Genomic DNA, 17,984 nt, shown 5'->3' with positions numbered 1-17,984 from the left:
TAGGGATAGACCGTTGCGATTGGCTTGGGTTCACGACGCTTCCCGGCATTTACAGTGGATTTTTCGATCCTTTGGTTTATGAGTCCTGTTTCGCCGGTTTTGCCTTCTGGACGCGGTAGTTCTTTTCCCGCAGGAAGGCCGGAACTATGAAAAACGCATCATGGGTATAACGTTTCACCAGTCGCCTGGGCTCGGAGAGCATTCGGTGCAGCCATTCGAGTTTGCAGTTCTGCATCCATACCGGGGCACGTTTAATACTTCCGGTGGCGAAGGAAATGGATGCGCCGATGCAAAATCCCATGCCGGTTCGTTCATGGCTCTGGATGGAACTTGCAAGTATTTCCTGGCGCGGTGCGCCGACGGCGTAGAACACCAGTTCGGAAGGATGTTCGCGAACGAACTGCAATGCCCGTTGAACTTCATCCGGTCTGTTGATGAAGCCCATCGGCGGGTTGTGGTGATAGAGGACGATGCCGGGGTAGAGCGCACGCAGCTTCGTGCACTCCTCATCGGTGGCACCGATCAGGACGATCCGCAGGTGCTCCCTGTTGGCCCACTCCAGCAGATCGACGGTCAGGTCGCTGCCCGGAATCACTTCCTCGATCCGGACGCCCAGCCGCTGCAGCAGCGGCTGCAGGATGCGGCTGTCGCACAGGCGCAGACGGGCCTTGGCGTAGGCCTCGCGCAAGGCGTCGTTGTGCTGGAGCTGCGCCAGGTGATCGACGTTGGGGGTCACCACGAAGGAGTAGGGCTGTGCGACCCCTTCCCGGATGCTGGCCAGCAAGGCTGCTTTGCTGCCGGTGTAGAAATCCACACCGAACGCGTGGTTGGTCTCACTAGACACTCATCGTTACTCCCTTGAAGGCGCCCTTGATGCCCGACCAGGCGAGGCTGGGGTGGTTGAATTCCTTGATGACGGTGATCGCGGAGAGGAAGCAGGCCGACATGAACGCGAAACCCCGCCCATAGAAACGCTTGTTGAAGCGTGTGGCCGCGCGGTTGCGGTAGTAGTGATAGAAGGCCGAGCGCCCGCCCGAGCTGAGCGAACCGTAGTGGTAGAGGCGGCTATCCGGTACGACGCGAATGGAGATGCCTTTCTGCCTGGCCTGGAATTGCCAGTCGACTTCCTCGGAATACATGAAGTAGGCCTCGTCCATCAGCCCGATCCGCTCGATCAACCTGGCCGAGAACGCCAGGCTGCAGCCCATCAGGTAGTCGGGCTGCTCGCGGTTCTGCGCCATCGCCTCGAGGGTCTGGTCCTTGCCCAGCAGCCTGGCCTTGCCCAGCAGCGGATAGAGCTTGCCGCCGCCATAGCATTCCAGGCGGCCGCTGTCGGCGCTGAGGATCACCGAGCCGACGAACTGGCGGTCGTTCTCGCGCAGCGCTTCGAGCAAGGGGGTGAAGGCATCGCTGTCGACGTAGGTGTCGTTGTTGACGATCCAGAAGGTCGTCACCGGCAGGTTCTTTAACGCCCAGCGCAGGCCGTGGTTGTTGCCGCCGGCGTAGCCGTTGTTCTGCGGGTTGGCCAGCACGGTCACGTTCGGCCGAGGTCGGGCCTCCAGCCATTGGTTGAAGGCCACCACGGAGCCGTCCTGCGAGTCGTTGTCGATGACCACGACGTGATCGAGAGCCGGGCAATGAGCGAGCAGGCTCTCAACGCAACTGATGGTTTCAGTAGCTGCCTTGTAGTTGAGGATAAGCGCGACGTTCATGGATTCGCTCCTGGCTGCGAAGGTGACGGGCCTTGAGGGCATGGATGACAAAGAGGGCGGCGATGACGGGCTGGGCATATTCCAAGAGGCCGTTGAGCGGCCAGATGACGAAGAAGGCCAGCATCGTCGAGTAGATGAAGGTCATGTCCGGCGTGATGTTGCGTGCGATGCGCTGGTAGACGAACAGCGTCACCGGGACGATGAGGAAGGTCAGGAAGCCGAAGCGGAACAGCGTGCCGATGATGCCGACGTCGGAGAGGAAGAAATGCTCGCCGAAATAGGGGATGAAGCCGTCCTGCCACATCAGCGACAGCGAGCCGCTGGGCAGCCAGTTGACCTGATCCAGATGCGTGAAGATCGCCGAGATGGTGTGCGGCCGGGCGCCGTCCTCGATTCCGCTTTCCAGCGTGCTGTCGTAGAACTCGGTGTTGAATCCGAGGACCTCCAGCAGGCTCGGGTAGAAGTAGAACGGCGACAACAGGATCGACAGCGAGGCGGCCCAGATGATCGCCTTGGCACGCAGGCAGAACAGCGTGAAGGCCAGGCAGAGCACGATCAGCTGGCGGGTCTGGGTGGCGAAAACCAGGGTCAGCAGCAGCACCGCTGCGATGATCAGGTAGAGGTTCTTGTTGCGTTTCGCGCCGTTGATCGGCGAGATGCCTTTCGACCAGATCTGGATGCAATAGAAGTAGCCGAAGCAGATCAGGTAGGGGCCGATGGACGAGCGGTCCGGACGGTCGTCCGAGCGGACCTCCGGGCGCAGGTCGGGAATCACGCCGAACTTGAAGCACCAGGAAAGGAAGGCTGCGATCAGCGCCGCATAGAGCAGCCCGCGCTCGAACTGCAGCGTGCTGACGCGCTTGCCGAGGAACAGCAGCGGGGCGAAGCCCAGGCAGAACAGCACCCGGCGCTCCTCGATCAGCCCGTAGACGATCGGCTGCCCGTAGGTGAAATAGGCGAACACCGCCGGCATCACCAGGAACACCACCACGCTGTACAGGCAGTAGTACATGAGGATGCGGAATTCGCGCGGCGCGTCCTCCGCCGAGGCCAGCAGCAAGAGAATGGTGAAGACGATGCAGATCGCCAGGTACAGCTCGTTCACCCCCTTGATACCGTAGGGGTTGTGCGGACTCTCGCCGAACACGGAAAAGTGCAGCACGATCGCCAGGATCAGCAACGGGAAGAAGAAAAAGCGTGAACTGAAAGTCGTCATCAACCTTGGTCCTTAGGTAGAAAGTCCCTGATCGCGCAGCGGCTCATGCCGTTTCCAGCGCCCGCTTCTTGATCTTCTTGCGCCGCACCAGCAGCCCGGTGAATGCCTTGAAGCTCTGGTACAGCCCGATCTCCCTGACCCCCTTGCCCAACTCGAAGCCCTTGTAGGACGGGGTCTTGAGCATCAACAGCTTCATCGCCAGCAGCCGCGGCAGGATGGTGGTGCGGCGGTAGTACTGGAACGGCTGGATGGCGAAGATGCTGCCGGTGTCGAAAACCTCGGCTTTGACAACGCCAGCGGCCTGCGCGTTGCGGAAAAGTTCGCGGCCTTTTTCGGTGCGCACCAGGATCAGCGAGTTGCCCTCGCGCTCCTCGAACGACGGATAGCCCTTCTCGTCGCCTTCCCAGCCGTCGGCGCAGACGATGTCGGCGAACTCGCCGATGCCGTCCGGGCAGATCTTGCAGCGGGTCTGCAGGTGACGGTTGAGCACCTTGCCCCAGGAGTCGTTGTAGGTCATGGTGCGCGCCTCGCCGTTCTTCAGCGTGGCCTTGGTCAGCCCTGGCCAGCCGTCGCCGCGGTAGCGGAAGGCGGTGACCTCGCTGCGCTCGACTTCCAGCTTGTCCAGCACCTGTTCGGTGCCATGCAGGCTCGGGGTGCCGGCGCACATGAAGGAGACGATGTAGGGAATGTTTTCCTTCAGCCGCGCATCGTGCTGCTGCATCTGGCGCACCGCGGCGACGTCGCAGGGCTTGCCGATGAACAGGTATTTCTCGGTGGACATGGCCACCCACTTCAGCGCTTCGCCGGGGCTGGCCGGCGCATAGCGCGAGCCGGAGGAGGCGATGATGTTCTGCCGCGAGCGGCTGATGGTGGCGACGTTCTCCAGTGGATCGGTCTGCGACGCCTGGATCTGGATCACGCCGTCGACCAGCTTGTTTTCCAGGCAATACTGCGCCAGCGCGGAGATCACGCCGCCGGAGGAGCCGGCCTGGCGAACTTCGTCGTCCGCCGCATAGCCCTTGAGCGTATCGAGGATCTCGCCCCAGATCGGGTGGTAGTTGGCCGACTTGTAGGGGCGGATATCCAGGTTCAGCGCCGGGCAGGATTTGGCGAAGGCCGCACTGGTCCGCTCGCTGGCCACCGGCTTGTTCCGATATTGCGTATTGAGCACCGGCCGGTGATAACCGTCGGCGTTGAGCCGGATCCTGATGGCATCGTCATCGGCCACCGAGCTGCACATTCCGCAACCGCTGCACAGGTCGTTGTTCAGCACGCGGTTCAATAGAGCTTTCATACCTGCCTTCCCTTGAGCGGCCGGTCGGGCATACGCGACCGGCAGTATTGAACGAGTTCGGTCATGCGCGCTGGCGCTGCTTGCGGTAGATGGCGAGCACCGCATAACCGTAGATAACCGTCAGGACGACCATGCCCAGAGTGGACACCCAGGGGGCCGCCTGTATTCCGTGCGAGGGGATGAAAATCCAGTAGCACGCCACTGTGACCACTCCCGAGGCGATGATTCCGAACGTGCGCAGGAAGCCGGTCCCCATCGCCATCAACTGCACCCCCAGCCCGGCGGCGACGAAGCGCGCGGCGGTGAAGCAGGCGAAGGCCAGCCACAAGGTGTTCAGCTCGGCGTACTCGGCGCCGAGGAAGTAATCGGTGAACAGCGGGCCGATGAAGAAGAACGCCAGGGCGAAGACCAGCCCCATGCCTGTGTATTCGCCGAGGATGCGCACGCCGTAGCGGAACAGCCCGGCGGTCTTGTTGTGCAGCTGGTAGGCGAAGCGCGGGATGTGCACGCTGGCCAGCAGCACGCTGAACGGCACCGCGCCCTGGATCAGCCGCGAGCCGGCGAAGTAGATGCCCGCCGCCTCGCGGCCGGCGAGGTGGTTGACCAGGATGACGTCGAGCTGGGCGAAGATGTTGGTCGCGCCGCTGTCCACCGCGAAGCTGGTGGAGGTCTTGAAGCGCTCCACCAGCACCTGCCGGGAATTGCGCAGGATGCCGCCCAGGGCGAGGATCTTCGACAGCGCGCGCAGGGCGAAGGCGGCGTAGATCAGCCGCGACAGCAGGAATGCCAGGCCGATGGCCAGCACGTCGTTGCGCAAGAGGATCGCCGCGCCGATGAGCACGAAATGCACCAGCGCCGTCGCCACCACGATGCGGGTCTCACGATGGAACTGGCCGATGCTGCGAAACACTGTCAGCCCGAGGTCGCCGTAGGACGAGGCCAGAGTGCCGAGCAGGAACAGCACGGCGGCGAAGCGCTCGATGAGGTGCAGGTCGAGCACGAAGAGGATCAGCGGCAGCAGCACCACGCAGGCCGGCAGCACCAGCACCGATTTCGCCGCCAGGCTGGCCGACATGATCTCGCCGGCGCGCTCGCGCTCGGCGCCGATGTCGCGCAGCGCGCGCATGCCGAAGCCGTAGTCGGTCACCAGGGCGACGATGGTCGACCAGGTGATGACGATCGAGATGAAGCCGAAATCGCTCGGCCCCAGCGTGCGCGCCAGGATCAGCAGGGTGCCGAGCTGCACGGCGGTACGCGCCGCCGTGGTCACCCCCATCAGGGCATGATCGCGCATGGTTATCTCTGGTACACGGCCTGGGGCTGATGCAGCGAAGCCAGGAGTTGTTCCAGCGCCGCGCTGTAGGCATCCAGCTTGCAGCGGATGATCGCGCCGCTGGCGGCGACTTCCGCCTTGAGCTGCTCGCGGTTGTCCAGATGCGCCAGCACCTGTTCCAGCGCGCTGTCGGTGTCCTCGGTCTTGAGGTCGACCACGCGGTGGTAGTCCAGCGACTGGTAGAGCCCGGCGAACTTGCGGCTGTAGGCTAGCGGCACCACCGGCACGCCGGCGGAGAAGGCGCCGATGGTGGCGTGCATGCGTGCGCCGACGAAGAAATCCATGCCGCCGATATAGGACTTGGCCTCGATCGGGCCCTTGAAGCGCGGCGCCAGCCTGAGTTCGGGAAACTGCTGCTGCAGTTGCCGGGAGACGGTGTAGTCATCCTCGGCGGGGAAGCCGATCGGGATCACGTGGGGCACCAGATGCACCTCGTGGCCGCGTTCGAGCAGGCTGCGGATCAGCCGGTCGGTCAGCGCCTTGTAGTCGGCTCGCAGGCCGAACTGGTTGGCCGTGCCTTCGTAGCCGCCGTGATGCAGCAGGGCCGAAACGCTGAGGCCCACGGCCAGTTTGTTCGGGTCGCGCTGTTCGTGCTGGCGCTCGAAGGGCAGGGCGAAGGCGACGTCGATCACCTCGTCGCGGTTGGAGATGTTCAGCTGCTTGAGCACATCGAAGGACTGGTGATCGCGGGCGAAGACCATGGTGCTTTTCTTCATTGCCCAGGCCGAGGCCCTGGTGCCCCAGTCGGACTTGAACGGGCCAATGGTCTGCGGCGACAGGATCAGCGGCACGCGGCCACCCAGCGCCATGCCCTTGCTGACCAGCAGCTTGATCAGACGCTTGGCGCCATAGATGTCGGAGAAGCTGTCGCCCTCGCCGATGTCGAACACCGCATCGCAGGAGGCGATCGCCCGGTACAGACCGTGGGGGTTCTTCAGCAGCGCCTTCTCGTTGAACTCGATGAATTCGTAGTTGAAGCGTTCGGTGGACGGCGGGTAGTCGCAGGGGCCGGACGAGCCGATGATCAGGAACTCGGGGGTGATGCCGCATTTGCGCGCCGCCTCGTCGATCAGCAGCATGTTGGAAATGCTCAGCGCGCCAACCCCCAGGTTGCCGGATGAGAACGAGTGCCATAGCAGTCCGAATTTCATGTTCGTGTCACTCCAGAATCAGTCAGCGTCAGGTGCCGGTGCGGGGCCGATGGCGGTGCAATCGTTGGCGAGGTGTTTGCGCATGAGCGCCATCTGCGGACGGTCCTTGCCGTCGCGCGGCTCGATGGCGAGCTTGTAGGTGCCCCAGCCGGGGCCGCCGGCCCAGTAGGAGCTGGGTACGCAGTTGTCGTTGAGGTAGGCGAGCAGGTTGTCCATCGCCACAGCCGCCTCGGGCAGGTCGTCGGGAATGCCGTACTCGCCGAGATAGCCCTTCTGCCCGTGCTGTTTCAGCCATTCGATGAACGGCCGCGCGCGCTCGACGCCGAGCATGGGGTCGATGTTGCGGCTGGCCCGCGGCATGTACTTGCCGGAGAAATCCTGGTCGAAGTACAGGTGCGCTTCGTAGACGATGCGCTCGGCCGGGTCGTCGATCAGGAAGTTGGCGTTCACCAGCGGCCAGTGGAAGGCGCTCGACCAACGCTCGCCCTCGATGAAGATCAGCGTCTGCTGGTCGACCTCGCGGATCGCATCGACGGCGGCCTGGGCCGCGCCGGGCCAGAGGCCGACGGTGCCGTGCGGCTCGTTCATGATGTCGTAGCCGAGCAGCGCCGGGTGGCCCTTGAACTGTTGCGCCAGTTTCTGCCACACCGAGGCATAGGCCGCGTAGGGCACCTGGCGCGAACCGATCAGTTCGCCGTGGTAACGGCCATAGTTGTGCATGTCGAGAATGACCTTCTGACCATTCTGCGCGGCCAGGTCCAGGGTCTTCTTCAACAGCCGGATCTGGTCGAAGTTCAATCCGTCGTCGAGCGAGTGCTGCACCCGCTCCCAGATGAAGGGGAAGCGGATCAGCCGGATGCCCTGGCTGGCGTAGTACTCGAAGTGTTTTTTCTGCGGGTAGAAGTAGTGGGTGCCGTGTTTGCCCGGCGTGATGTGCGGGGCGAAGCCGGCGCCGGAAAGATTGACGCCGAGCAGGGCCAGGCCATCCTCCGTGGCCGGCCAGTCGGCGGCACGAGCACCGGCGGTGGCGAGCGCAAGCGTCAGCGCCAGCGCCAGTCGTCCGGCTCGTCCGACAGGGCCGATCCCGTTGGGCGCCCGATTGCACGCAAAATCCAGGGAAAACACGTCCAAAAAGCCTCTGCAACACGTAACGGAAGCCAAAAAATATCCGCTGCGCCTGATGGCCCAGTCGAAAAGAGGCAGTCCGAAAAGAAAAGGGGCGGTGCGCTGGTGGCGGCAGGTTGTCCCGCCGCCACGCACGCTCGCTACTTGGTGCTGGCGTATTCGTACTGGTAGTAACCGTACTCGCCATAGGCCGAGGCCTTGCGCACCACGGCGTTGAAGATCACGCCCTTGACCAACAGGCCGTTCTGCTCGAGGCGCCGCTTGGCCGCTTCGATTTCCTTCAGGCCGTTCATGCCGTAGCGGGTGACCATCAGGGTGGTGCCGGCCTGGCTGCCGACCAGCGCGGCGTCGGTGACGGCGAGGATCGGCGGGGTATCGAAGATCACCAGGTCGTACATATGGCTGATCTCCTTGACGAAGCGCGAGAAGTTCTCGTGCATCAGCAGTTCCGACGGGTTCGGCGGTAGCTGGCCGTGGGTGATCACGTGGAGGTTGTTCAGCTGGGTCTTCTGGATCGCATCGAACAGGGTGATGCGCCCGGAAAGGATGTCCGACAGGCCCTTTTCGCCGTCGCAGCGCATGACCTTGTGCAGGTAGCCCTTGCGCATGTCGGCATCGATCAGCAGCACGCGCTTGCCGGATTGCGCCACCACGGCGGCGAGGTTGGTGGTGACGAAGGATTTGCCCACCGCTGGACTCGGGCCGGTGATCATCAGCACGTTGTTCTTCGCCTCGATCATCGCGAAGTGCAGGCTGGTGCGCAGGCTGCGCATGGCCTCGGTGGCGAGGTCGGCCGGCTCGTTGATGGTCAGCAGGTAGGACGCGGCGCTCTTGTCGCGCTTGAAGTTGGCCAGGCGTTTTTCCAGCGTGGCCTGCTTCTCGGTGAACGGGATCGAGGCGTACACCGGGGTGCCGCTGCGCTCGATGTCTTCCGGGTTCTCGACGCCACGCTTGAGCGCTTCGCGCACGTAGACGAAGGCCAACGCCAGCAGGCCGCCGAGCAGGGTGGCAACGATCACCACCAGCGGCTTGTTGGGCTTGACCGGGCTTTCCAGGTCCGCCGCGGCGTGGTCGATGATGCGCACGTTGCCCACGGTGCCGGCGCGGATGATGTCCAGCTCCTGGGTCTTGTTCAGCAGCATGGAGTAGGTTTCCGAGGACACTTCCACGTCACGGTTCAGACGCAGCAGTTCCTGCTGGGTCGAGGGCAGGGTGCCGATCTGCTTCTCCAGCTCTTGCTTCTGCATCTGCAGTTGGTTGATCTGGTTCATCAGCGCCTGGAAGTTGGGGTGCTGGCGGGTGAAGCGGCGTTCCATCTCGGTGCGCTTGAGGTTCTGCTCGGAGATCTGCTTCTCCAGGTCGACGATGCGGTCGAGCACCGACTGGGTTTCGGCGGTGATGTCCACCGAGCGCGAACCGGTCTGGTACTTGTTCAGCGCGGTCTGTGCGGCTTCCAGCTTCTTGCGCACCGCCGGGACCTGCTCGTTGAGGAATTCCAGGCTCTGGGTCGCTTCGGCCGCGTTGCGCGCGACGTTCTGCTCGACGTAGAGGCTGGCGACTTCTTCCAGCACGCGGACGGCGTGTTCCGGGTCGGCATCCTCGAGGGTCACGTTGACGATGCCGGACTGCTTGCCACGTTCGGCCGCGGCCAGGCGCTGCTGGTAGTTCTCGGTGGTGTTGTAGGTGCGGTTCTTGATCACCGTGAAGGTGGTGCCTGGGCGCGCGAGCAGCTCGGCCACGGTGACGCGGTAACCCTCGGTCTCGACCGGCTCGCCGGCCACACCCTGGGCCACGACCTCGTCGTCCTCGTCACGCAGGATGAAGCCGTTGTTCTCGGCCGCCTCCAGGGTCAGCTCCTTGCCGTGCACCTTGTCCGGCACTTCCAGCTGGGTGACCTTCAGCTTTTCGCCACCCCAGGCATAACTGCCCAGGCCGGTCGGATACCAGCCGAGCTCGCCTTCTTCGCTGGGCTCGAAGCGGCGCGCCATGAAGCCGCCGACGATGGGGAAGTGGTGGGGCTTGATGATGATGTCGAGGTTCAGGTTGCTGACCGCGCCTCCCACCACCGAGCGCGACTTGAGCAGTGCGATCTCGGTCTGCGCCGGCGATACCGGCGGGTTGGTGTTGACCACGTCGGTCAGGCTCGGCAGCCCGTTCTTGGGCTCGATCTGGATCATCGCGCTGGCCAGGTAGACCGGCGTGGCCAGCAGCGCATAGGCGACACCCAGGGCAGCGAAGAACCCCGTGATGCCCATGATGAGCACGCGGTTGTTGATGAAGGTATCAAAGAGGTGGGCCAGGTCGATGTCCTTGTCCTCTTTGGTTTCATAGATCGGGCGGGGCATGGTAGTCATCGAAGTTCCTTCTTCATTTCAGGTAAGGAAGCCAGCTCTCGACGGATTTCGTCAGGAGGCTGTGGACGTGTTCAAAGGCAGGCTTGGATTGGCGATAAGGGTCTGGAATCTCCAGGTCCCCCTGCCATTTGCCGATCAGGAAGGTCTTGCCATGCACTTCGGGCGCAATCTGGCGAATGTGCTGAATGTGGCTATGCTCCATGGCAAGGATGAGGTCCGCCTGGTGCAGCATGTGGCTGTCTACCTGTCGGGCACGGTGGGCTGGAAGTTCCAACCCGTTCTCCTGCAATACTTCGTGGGCGCTCTTGTCCATCGGGTTACCTACTAGTGCTCCAATACCCGCCGAGCTGATCGTCAGGCCCTGGCTACCGAGTCTGTGAGCAAACAGTGCCTCGGCCGTGGGGCTGCGGCAGATGTTTCCAACACAGACAATCAGGATGTTCTTGAACATGGTCTCAGCCTCGTGGTGACTGCTCATTCGCAGCCGCCGGAGGGCAGTCCGGGTTGAACAAAAATGAGATTTTCAGGGGGTTCATTAGTTCCGTCCTGTCGCGCCATGGCGGCGCGGCGTAGTGCGATGCTTTTCGGCTGAACGCGGGCGCCGGCCGATTAGTACACGTCCTTGTTGAGCAGCAGTGCCGGTGGGGTGCGCACGAGGATGTAGAGGTCGAACCAGACCGACCAGCGCTCGATGTAGTCGAGGTCGAACTCGACGCGTTTCTCGATCTTCTCCAGCGTGTCGGTTTCCCCGCGATAGCCGTTGATCTGCGCCCAGCCGGTGATACCCGGCTTGACCCGATGGCGGGCCGAATACTCGGCCACGGCGTCCTCGAACAGCACGCCGGCGGCCTTGGTGGCAGTGGCATGCGGGCGCGGGCCGACCATGGACATGCTGCCGAGGAACACGTTGAGCAGCTGCGGCAGTTCGTCGAGGCTGGTCTTGCGGATGAAGCGGCCGACGCGGGTGATGCGGTCGTCGTGGCGGGTGGTCTGGCGATCGGCGTTGGCGTCCGATTTCTCGTGGTACATCGAGCGGAACTTGAAGACCTCGATCAGGCGGTTGTTGTAGCCATAGCGCTTCTGCTTGAACAGCACCGGGCCGGGCGAGTCGAGCTTGATCGCCAGGGCGATCAGCAGCATGGCCGGGGCGGCGGCGAGCAGGGCGAGGCTGGACAGCACGATGTCTTCCAGGCGCTTGAAGAAGGGCGACCAGCCGCGCAGCGGCAGGTCCGAGGCGATCAGCGAGGGCAGCCCGCCGACATGGGTGATGCGCCGGTCGGCGTGACGGAAGGCGACCATGTCCGGTACCAGCAGGACGCTGACCGGCAGCTTGCGCAGTTCGTTGATGAGCTGGCCGATGCGGCTGTCGGCGAACCAGGGCAGGGCGACCAGCACCTGGGTGACCTTCTCCTCGCGGATCATCCGTTCCAGCTCGCGGGTGTTACCCAGCAGCGGCAGGCTGGCCAGCTCCTTGGGCAGCCGCTCCAGACGGTCATCGATGAAGCCGAGCACGCCGGTACGGATGTCGCGGTTGTTCTGCAGGTATTCGGCAACCCGCACGCCATTCTCGGTGCCGCCGAGTATCACGGCATTCTGCAGGAACATGCCGCGCGCCATCAGGCGGCGGAACAGCGCCAGCATCGCCAGCCGCTCGGCGCCGAACAACAGGGCGCTGGTCAGGAACCAGAATGTCAATTGATTGACATCCAGGTAGCTGAGCAGTCCCATGCCCTGGTGCATGAAGATCAGGAAGCTGAAGGCCGCAGCCCAGGCCAGGAGCATGATGCGGAAACGCAGCAGGGTGCTGAATACCTCTTCGCTGTAGATACCGACGGTCTGGAAGATGATGACGCTGAGTACCGCGAAGAAGCCGAGGAAGGCGCTGAAGGCTCCGCTGGCGGGCAAATCCATGAACGCCAGCAGCAGGAAGCCCGGCAGAATGGCGGTCAGGCCATGGATCAGACGAACGCTGGCCAGGAAGTAGTCGACGAAACTGGGATGAGCATATTCAAGGGTTCCAACTGACTGTGCACGCATACAAGGCTCCTTCCTCAGCTAAGGCTGGCTTCAAAACTCGAATTAATCGCCGCGGCATGCGGAGGTTGATGGCAGGCCGCTATCGCAACCCTGTTCGGGACACCTGCTCCGACCGTGCCTCCAGAAATGAGTTCAGTACCAGTCAGCGGGTTGACGAAAAAGCAAAGCACTCCAATTTGTGCGCACAAGTTACTGTTACTGAATGTATTTTTATTTCGTGCTTAATCGCCTTGGACGAGGGGGCTACGCCTGCGCGGTGACGGGCGGCGTTATTTATCGAACTTTTGGGTTAATCCTCGCTGCGTCTGGATGGCACAACTTCGCTGCGGCGAACGGGTCTGATATAGCGTCGAAATAGCGAGGAAACGAACGGCCATGAGCGATGCCAAGGCGCTGCTGGTACTGCACGGTAAACAGGCGCTCAATGAAACGGTTCGCGAGGCCGTCAGGCAGCAGCGTGAACTCGGCTGGGACCTGGCGGTTCGCGTTACCTGGGAAGCCGGCGATGCGCGCCGGCAGGTGCTGGAAGCGCTCGATGCGGGATACCGGCAACTGGTCGCCGGCGGTGGCGACGGTACCTTGCGGGAAGTGGCCGAAGCGTTGTTGTCGAGTCAGGTGGATGCGAGCCTGGCGCTGATGCCGCTTGGCAGTGCCAATGATTTCGCCCGCGCCGCCGGTATTCCGCTGGAGCCGTTCGAGGCCCTGGCCCTGCTGGACGAGCCGGCGCAACCGGTGGATGTGGGCGAGATGAATGGCCAGTTGTTCGTCAACATGGCCACCGGTGGTTTCGGCTCGAAAGTCACCGCCACGACCTCCGAGGAACTGAAGCGGGTGCTCGGCGGCGGAGCCTATTTGCTGACCGGGCTGACACGCTTCGCCGAGATCCAGTCCACGCGGGGGCATTTTTGCGGGCCGGGTTTCGATTGGCAGGGCGAATTCCTCGCGCTGGGCATCGGCAACGGCCGCCAGGCCGGCGGCGGCCAGCTGCTCTGCCCGCAGGCGACAATCAACGACGGCCTGCTGGACGTGTGCATCGTGCCGGCGCCAGCCGATACGGTCGGCACCCTGGGCACCTTGCTCAGCGGCGGGCTGCTGGGTGTCGAGGCGGTGTCGGTGAGTGCCCGGGTAGCCTGGCTCGAAGTCGAGGCGCCGGAATCGATCGACATCAACCTGGATGGCGAACCGTTCAGCGGGGAACGCCTGCGCTTCGAAGCCCGCCCCGGCGCGCTGCGCCTGCACTTGCCAGCGGATTCCCCCTTGTTATTGCGTCCAGGACAGCAGCTGAGCTGATAGGGGCCAGCGCCATGCATGATCGGAGCAGCGGGCAGGTTGGCGCTGAGCATAGGCTGGGTTGAGGAGCAAGGCGACGAAGCCCAACACGTCGTGCCGTTTTCTGTTGGGCTTCGCTGTGCTCAACCCAACCTACGCGCGCTGTATCGTTGAGAAAAAGACCTGCCGGGAGCATAAAGCCGCGCCGCAAGCGGCCGATATGCCTTTATCTGTCGTTCACCAAGGAACCCGAAATGGCCAGCATCCTCGATTCAGTCGATCAACGTACCCGCCTGGTGGGCCAGAATCGCCTGGAAATCCTCATGTTCCGGCTCGGCGGTCGGCAGAAGTTCGCCATCAACGTGTTCAAGGTGCAGGAAGTCGTCCAACTGCCGAAGATGACGCTCATGCCGCACCGCCACAGCTCGGTTTGCGGGGTGATCAACTTGCGCGGCCAGACCCTGCCGGTCATCGACCTGTCGCTGGCGATCGGCCTGCGGCCGTTGGTGCCGGATGAGCGCAGCACCATCATCGTCACCGAGTACAACCGCACGGTGCAGGCATTCCTGGTCGGTGGCGTGGACCGTATCGTCAACCTCAACTGGGATGCGGTGATGCCGCCGCCGAGCACTGCTGGACGCCAGCACTACCTGACGTCCATCACCAAGGTCGACGACGAGCTGGTGGAAGTCATCGACGTGGAAAAGGTGCTGGCCGAGATCGTGCCCTACGACACCAGCATTCCTGCCGAGCGCCTGGCCGACCCGCTTCTCGAGCGGGCCCGCGGCCGTGAGGTGCTCTGCGTGGACGATTCCAGCGTCGCTCTGGCGCAGCTGCGCGAAACCCTCAGCCAGCTCGGCCTGAAGATCCATACCGCCAGCGACGGCCTGAAGGGGCTGAACATGCTCAAGGCCTGGGCCGATGCCGGCGAAGTGCTGACCGACAAGCTGCTGATGGTCTTCACCGACGCCGAGATGCCGGAGATGGACGGCTACCGCCTGACCACCGAAATCCGCAACGATCCGCGCCTGCACGAGCTCTACGTGGTGCTGCACACCTCACTGTCCGGCAGCTTCAACCTGGCGATGGTGCAGAAGGTCGGTTGCGACAATTTCCTTTCCAAGTTCCAGCCGGAGAAACTCGTTGACGTGATCCAGGATCGCCTCAAGCGCGACGAGCCGAGCTGATCGACGCTTAGCGCCTTCACATCCAGGCTCTAGTAGGCGCGAGCTCACGATCGGCGGCCAGGAACTGGTGGAAAACGCTTCGCGGTTTTGCCACCCTACGGCGGTCCTGCCTTTCGGGCGCGCTGGGGCGATGTCTCGCTCGTCCACCGCTCGAACGGCCACGAATGGTCCGCCAAGGAAGCGTTGCATGCATCTCTCCTCGCTCTATCGTTTCCCCCTCAAGTCCGCCGCCGGCGAAGCGCTGCAGCAGGCCAGCAGCGATGTGCTCGGCCTCGTTGGCGACCGTCGCTGGATGGTGGTCTCCGCCGGCACGGGGCGCTTCCTGACGCAACGCGCCGTGCCGCGGATGGCGCTTTTGCAGGCGCGCTGGCAGGGTACGCAGGCCTTGCGGCTGAGCGCACCGGGCATGGACGACCTGGATGTCGCCGTGCCGGATACGACGACGATGCGCTGCGTGCAGATCTGGAGTTCGAACGCCGTGGTGCCGGATGCCGGCGAAGCGGCCGCCGCCTGGCTGACGCGCTTTCTCGGCCAGGCCTGCCGCCTGGTCCATCTGCCGGTGGAAGAGGGTATCCAGGTGGATCTGGACTACGCGCAGCTTGGCGAGCGTACTGCCTTCAGCGACGGTTTCCCCTTCCTGCTCATCGGCCAGGCGTCGCTGGATGACCTGGTGCAGCGCGTCGGCCGCCCGCTGGAAATGCTGCGTTTTCGACCGAACCTGGTGGTGAGCGGCGCGGCACCCTACGCCGAGGACGGCTGGAAGCGCATCCGCATCGGTCAGCTGGAGTTCCGCGTGGTCAAGCCCTGCTCGCGCTGCGTCATCCCGACCATCGACCCGGCGACCGCCGAGCGCGACGCCGAGCGCGAACCGTTGGCGACCCTGCTGGGCTACCGCAAGGGCGAGGGCGGCGTGTTCTTCGGGCAGAACCTGATTGCCGAAGGCAGCGGCGAACTGGTGCTCGGCATGCCGGTGGACGTGCCGGAATAGGGGCTTTTTAAGCTTCAAGCTTTTGGCAGGCCTGTGGCCTGCATCGCCGCGAGGTCGCGCCTCCCACAGGGTCGGCATGCGCAGGCGGCTTTTCGTGGGAGGCCCGCCCCGGGGCAATGCATTTAGGCTTCCGGCTTTGTTAGCTACTGCGATTCAAAGAACCGCTCGTGCCATTCCACCAGGGGTTGCGGCGTGTTGAGTTTCTGCCCGTAGATCACCGAATAGGTCAGCACGTTCTGCACGTACTGGCGGGTTTCGTCGAAGGGGATGTTCTCCACCCACACGTCGAACGACAGGTGCTCGGCGTTGCGCAGCCATTGGCGTACTCGGCCGGGGCCGGCGTTGTAGGCGGCGGAGGCGAGCACGCGGTTGCCGTTGAACTGGCCGTAGATCTGGCTCAGGTAGGCGGTGCCGAGCTGGATGTTGGTATTGGGGTTGAGTATCTGCTGCGGCGAGGCCAGCGGGATGCCGAACCGCTTGGCGGTATCGCGTGCCGTCGCCGGCATCAGCTGCATCAGGCCGGTGGCGCCGACATGCGAGCGCGCATCGGCCATGAAGGCGCTTTCCTGGCGGGTCACGGCAAAGGCCCAGCTGGGATGGATGTCCCGCGCCCTGGCGGCCTGGACCATGGCGCTGCGATGGGCCATGGGGAAGCGGATATCCAGGTCGTCCCAGTACTGCGCCTGGCTGATGCTGCGGATCGCTGGGAAATACCATTCCCTGTCGTAGGCCAGGCGGGCCTGCGCGACCAGCTCGTCGCGGCTGAACAGCCGGCTGACGTGGTACCACTCGCGGCGGCCGTCGACGATCTGCCCGCGCTCGTGGAATTCCAGGGCGCGGCGGATGCCGGCGGTGTTGCGCACCTTCTGCACCACCTTCGGCTCCAGCGCCAGCGGCTGATGATTGAGCCGGTACGGTGCCTGGATGCGGTCGGCCGAGAGGAAACCGTAGAAGTCGCGTTCCTGCGCCACCGGCTGGTAGAGCTGCTCGGCCTGCTTGTTCTGCGGCTTGGCCAGTTGCAGGCTGCGCGCCTGCCAGTAACGCCAGCGATTGCTGTTGGCCAGTTCCTCGGGGAAGCGCCGGGTCAGTTCGTGGGCTTCGTCCCAGCGGCCGAGGCGCAGCAGCAGCCGCGCACGCCATTCGCTGACGGTGTTGTCGCGCAGTTGCGGGTCGTATTCGGCCATCACTTTCAGCGCGCGGCTGTCGAAACGCTTGGCCAGGGTCAGGCCGATCTGCCGGGCGATGGCGACTTTTTCGTCGTCGGAGAAGGCGAAGCGCCGGGCATAGCCGTCGAGCAGGTCGAGGGCCTTTTCCGGGTCCTGGCGGGCCAGCCGGCGCAGGCCGATGGAGACAACGTCCGCCATCGCCGGGCTGGCCGAGGCGAAGCGCTCCGGCTGGCCGAGCATCTGCGGCTTCTGCGCGACGTCGAGCATCAGCTGGCCTTGCGTCTGCAGGGTCGGCAGGCGTTTTACCAGATAGCTGGCGAGCCCGTAGTTGCCGCTTTCCACGGCCAGCTTGGCGCGCTTCCAGCGGCGCTCCTCGGTGAGCAGGCCCTTGGCGTCCCAGAGTTCGAACAGGCGGTCGCAGGCGTTGTGCTGGGACTTGCCGACCAGCCACAGCCGCTCGGCGGCGGCGTCCGCACCTGGCAGGCCGTTGCTGAGCTGGTACTGGCCGAACAGGCAGTCCAGTTCGGTGAAGTTCATCTGCGGGTCGTAGTAGCGGGTGAAGGTCTGCCAGTCGCCGCGCTCGGCCAGCAGGCGCAGCCAGCGCAGCTTCATCCAGTTGATCTGCGGCAGGTCGCCATGCTCGGCAAGAAACTCCTCGACCTCCTGTTTGCTGGCGGTCTTCAGCCGGGCGGTGAGTTCTTCATAGGCCAGGTAGGGTTCCAGCGGATAGTCGCGCAGGGCGCTCTGGTAGCGCCGGTAGGGCCCGCTGTTGCCCTTGGCCAGGGCTTGCTTGGCTTCATCGTAGTACTGGCGTTGCTGGCTGAGGCTGGCGGCGGAAACATCGAGGCCGAGGGCCGAGAAAAACAGGCAGAAGAATAGACTGGAAAGGCGGCCGCGCATGGTACTTCCGAAAACGGGGGGCGTTGGACTGGCAGGGTGATGAGCGCGGCGATATGCGCCAGTTCTCAAAAACCTGCAAACGAGCGCTAGCTTAGCGTGCCGCCCCGGCCAGTTAAACGCGCTTTGCGCTCCCGTCGCGAACAAAACCGAACTTCCGACGAGCGTAGGGCTGTAGCCGTTTCGCTGCCGGTTGTCCGGCTGGGGGCGCCGAGGTTGCGCGGCCAATGGCGCCGTGCCTGCCGCTGCGCCGTA

14 protein-coding genes are annotated in these 17,984 nt (G+C 63.8%); 3 read left to right on the top strand and 11 right to left on the bottom strand.

Annotation, left to right across the window (positions count from 1 at the left end):
- Positions 1-76 precede the first annotated feature (76 nt).
- From CXK94_RS09680 to CXK94_RS09635, 10 genes are all read right to left on the bottom strand, one after another.
- Positions 77-844 carry a WecB/TagA/CpsF family glycosyltransferase gene (locus tag CXK94_RS09680; RefSeq protein WP_102894170.1) on the bottom strand — a complete coding sequence of 256 codons (768 nt, stop codon included), beginning with the start codon at positions 842-844 and terminating at the stop codon, positions 77-79.
- Positions 837-1,712 (bottom strand): glycosyltransferase family 2 protein, encoded by an 876-nt coding sequence (locus CXK94_RS09675; RefSeq protein ID WP_102894169.1) that lies wholly within the window; start codon positions 1,710-1,712, stop codon positions 837-839. The genes CXK94_RS09680 and CXK94_RS09675 overlap by 8 nt, the downstream gene beginning before the upstream one ends.
- Entirely contained in the window at positions 1,672-2,928 is a 1,257-nt protein-coding gene (locus CXK94_RS09670; protein WP_102894168.1) for a hypothetical protein, read from the bottom strand. Before CXK94_RS09670 ends, CXK94_RS09675 begins: the two co-directional genes overlap by 41 nt.
- 43 nt (positions 2,929-2,971) lie before the next feature.
- Positions 2,972-4,222, bottom strand: a complete 1,251-nt coding sequence (locus tag CXK94_RS09665) for a Coenzyme F420 hydrogenase/dehydrogenase, beta subunit C-terminal domain (RefSeq protein WP_102894167.1) — start codon at positions 4,220-4,222, stop codon at positions 2,972-2,974.
- Positions 4,223-4,283: 61 nt separating this feature from the next.
- The gene (locus tag CXK94_RS09660; protein WP_102894166.1) at positions 4,284-5,516 is read right to left on the bottom strand and encodes an oligosaccharide flippase family protein; all 1,233 of its coding nucleotides are present in this window, start codon (positions 5,514-5,516) and stop codon (positions 4,284-4,286) included.
- Positions 5,517-5,518: 2 nt separating this feature from the next.
- On the bottom strand, positions 5,519-6,706 hold the full coding sequence (locus CXK94_RS09655) for a polysaccharide pyruvyl transferase family protein (RefSeq protein ID WP_102894165.1): 1,188 nt from the start codon (positions 6,704-6,706) through the stop codon (positions 5,519-5,521).
- Between the two features lie 18 nt (positions 6,707-6,724).
- Positions 6,725-7,789: a glycoside hydrolase family 5 protein gene (locus CXK94_RS09650; RefSeq protein WP_423835240.1), complete on the bottom strand. Its 1,065-nt coding sequence runs from the start codon at positions 7,787-7,789 to the stop codon at positions 6,725-6,727.
- Between the two features lie 182 nt (positions 7,790-7,971).
- Positions 7,972-10,185, bottom strand: coding sequence for a polysaccharide biosynthesis tyrosine autokinase (locus CXK94_RS09645; protein WP_102894164.1), 2,214 nt, complete (start codon positions 10,183-10,185; stop codon positions 7,972-7,974).
- A 13-nt stretch (positions 10,186-10,198) separates the two neighbouring features.
- Positions 10,199-10,636: a low molecular weight protein-tyrosine-phosphatase gene (locus tag CXK94_RS09640; protein WP_037041727.1), complete on the bottom strand. Its 438-nt coding sequence runs from the start codon at positions 10,634-10,636 to the stop codon at positions 10,199-10,201.
- Positions 10,637-10,794: 158 nt separating this feature from the next.
- A complete protein-coding gene (locus CXK94_RS09635) occupies positions 10,795-12,222 on the bottom strand; it encodes an undecaprenyl-phosphate glucose phosphotransferase (protein WP_102894163.1) in 1,428 nt (475 codons plus the stop codon).
- Positions 12,223-12,597: 375 nt separating this feature from the next.
- Between CXK94_RS09635 and yegS the strand changes: the two genes are divergently transcribed.
- The 3 genes from yegS to CXK94_RS09620 all read left to right on the top strand — a co-directional run bounded on the left by yegS (position 12,598) and on the right by CXK94_RS09620 (position 15,666).
- Positions 12,598-13,512, top strand: a complete 915-nt coding sequence (gene yegS / locus CXK94_RS09630) for a lipid kinase YegS (RefSeq protein ID WP_102894162.1) — start codon at positions 12,598-12,600, stop codon at positions 13,510-13,512.
- Positions 13,513-13,745: 233 nt separating this feature from the next.
- Positions 13,746-14,678 (top strand): chemotaxis protein CheV, encoded by a 933-nt coding sequence (locus CXK94_RS09625; RefSeq protein WP_102894161.1) that lies wholly within the window; start codon positions 13,746-13,748, stop codon positions 14,676-14,678.
- A gap of 187 nt (positions 14,679-14,865) precedes the next feature.
- Positions 14,866-15,666, top strand: a complete 801-nt coding sequence (locus tag CXK94_RS09620) for an MOSC domain-containing protein (protein WP_102894160.1) — start codon at positions 14,866-14,868, stop codon at positions 15,664-15,666.
- A 143-nt stretch (positions 15,667-15,809) separates the two neighbouring features.
- Here the strand turns inward: CXK94_RS09620 and CXK94_RS09615 are convergent, their stop codons facing one another.
- Entirely contained in the window at positions 15,810-17,732 is a 1,923-nt protein-coding gene (locus CXK94_RS09615; RefSeq protein ID WP_102894159.1) for a transglycosylase SLT domain-containing protein, read from the bottom strand.
- Positions 17,733-17,984: the final 252 nt, after the last annotated feature.

The sequence above is a fragment of the Stutzerimonas stutzeri genome (assembly GCF_002890915.1).
Taxonomy (GTDB): domain Bacteria; phylum Pseudomonadota; class Gammaproteobacteria; order Pseudomonadales; family Pseudomonadaceae; genus Stutzerimonas; species Stutzerimonas stutzeri_AF.
This window is presented reverse-complemented; position numbering and strand designations above follow the sequence as displayed.